This window comes from Saccharopolyspora sp. (assembly GCF_017434145.1).
Taxonomy (GTDB): Bacteria; Actinomycetota; Actinomycetes; order Mycobacteriales; family Pseudonocardiaceae; genus Saccharopolyspora_C; species Saccharopolyspora_C galaxeae.
In genome coordinates this window covers 1-1,777 of the sequence record NZ_JAFRFW010000579.1, presented here as the reverse complement: position 1 = coordinate 1,777, position 1,777 = coordinate 1, and the positions used below count along the sequence as shown (strand labels likewise).

Genomic DNA, 1,777 nt, shown 5'->3' with positions numbered 1-1,777 from the left:
GGCGAACCGGTCGCGAATCCGGCGCCCCATCCCGGTGCGGCCCACCCCGGAGCCGCGCCCGTGCGCACCTGCTCGCGCACCCGCTGCGCCCGGCGCTCCGCGCTGCGCTGCATCCAGCGGCGCAGCAGCGCGCGGGTGGGCGGCAGCAGGCACAGCAGCCCGAGCACGTCGCTGACGAAACCGGGCAGCACGATCAGCGCGCCGCCGGCGACGATCAGCACCCCGTCGGACAGTTCCCGCTCCGGCGGCCTGCGCAGCTTCGCGGCCTCGTTGAAGGCGCGCAGCGTGCGGGCGCCTTCGCGGCGCATCAGCCAGCTGCCGAGCACGCCGCCGGCCAGCAGCAGCCCGATCGTGGGCAGCACACCGACCGCGTTGCCGACCAGCACCAGCACGCTGATCTCGACGAGGCCGATGGCCAGCAGCAGCAGGAGTATGGGCACTGCAAACCTCCGCAAGCGGGGAAACCCCGGCAGACAGCTACTTCTCCCTGTGTTCAACGCACCGGTGTCCGATTTTTCTCCCGATCCGCGCGGCGAACTTGCCCGAGTGTTGCGATCGCCACCCCGGCGAGCCCGCCTCCCCCGCCCGCAGCGGGACCGCAACTTTCGCATGCGGACGAACGCGCAGGTCAGCGGGGCCTCCCTGCCGGTCGTGCCGGGCTCGGCGAGTTCGGCACCGCCACGGGCGATGGCTTCATCAACACCGCATAGACTGCTCGCCGATGCGGGCGCACAAGTCGAGATTCCTCGCACTGCTGGCGGTCTGCGGCGTCCTGGCGCTCGCGATCCTGGTCAGCGATCAGAACGTGCCGAGCCTGCCGCAGCAGCCGGAGCGGTTGCCCGCCGCGGTGGTCACGCTCGGCGACAGCACGCTGTCCGGCGAAGGCGGCGGCAACTACGAGGCGGGCACCAACGGCGCCAACGACGACTGGTGCCACCGATCGCCCGCCGCGGCGGTGCACCAGCTGCAGCTGCCGCCGGGGGTGAGCCGGTTCAACCTGGCCTGCTCGGGGGCGCAGGCGAAGCTGGTCGGCCTGCAGCCCAGCCCGGAGCACGCCGAGGGCTCGCAGGCCGCCCGGCTGGCCGAGCTCGCCTCCCGCTACCGGATCACCGACGTCGTGGTGCAGGTCGGCGCGAACGACGATCCGGGTTTCACCGACGCGGTCAACCGGTGCGTGCAGGCGTGGGCGCGGCGGGTGCCGGGCGGCTGCTCGGCACAGCTGAGCAAGACCTGGCCGCAGCGGGTGGAGCAGATGCGGCCCAAGGTCGTCTCGGCGCTGCGGGACGTGCGCTCGGTGATGGAGCGGGCGGGCTACACGCCGCAGAGCTATTCGCTGGTCGTGCAGTCCTACGCTTCGCCGGTCGGCCCGGAGATCGCCCCGCAGCTGCAGAACCTGTCCGGCTGCCCGTTCCAGACCGGTGATCTGAGGTGGATCAGGGACACCGGTGTGCCGCAGCTGTCCGAAGGGCTGCGGAAAGCCGCAGGCGCGGTCGACGCGCGGTTCCTCGACCTCTCGCGCGCCGGTGTCGGGCACGAGGCGTGCACCGGTCCGTCACCGCAACAGGGGCAGCCGCAACAGGTTCCGCCGGGGCAGGCGTCGCCCGCCGGGCAGGGCGAGGAGTGGTTCACCCGGCTCACGGTGGATTGGGAGAGCCTGCAGTACGACGACCGCGCCCTGCACGCGATGCAGGAGTCGTTCCACGCCAACGCCGCCGGACACGCCCAGCTGGGCGGTTGCCTCAGCCAGTTCCTGAACGACGACGCCCGGCGCGCGGCC

Annotated in this window: 2 protein-coding genes; one reads left to right on the top strand and one right to left on the bottom strand. The window is 72.6% G+C overall.

Going from position 1 to position 1,777, the window contains the following annotated elements; translation table 11 throughout:
• Window positions 1–440, bottom strand: a 440-nt coding sequence (locus IJH84_RS16055; RefSeq protein WP_295145851.1) for an FxsA family protein, incomplete at its 3' end; no start/stop codon positions are given.
• Between the two features lie 281 nt (window positions 441–721).
• Between IJH84_RS16055 and IJH84_RS16050 the strand changes: the two genes are divergently transcribed.
• A partial coding sequence (locus IJH84_RS16050) for a GDSL-type esterase/lipase family protein (RefSeq protein ID WP_295145848.1) occupies window positions 722–1,777 on the top strand: 1,056 nt, incomplete at its 3' end.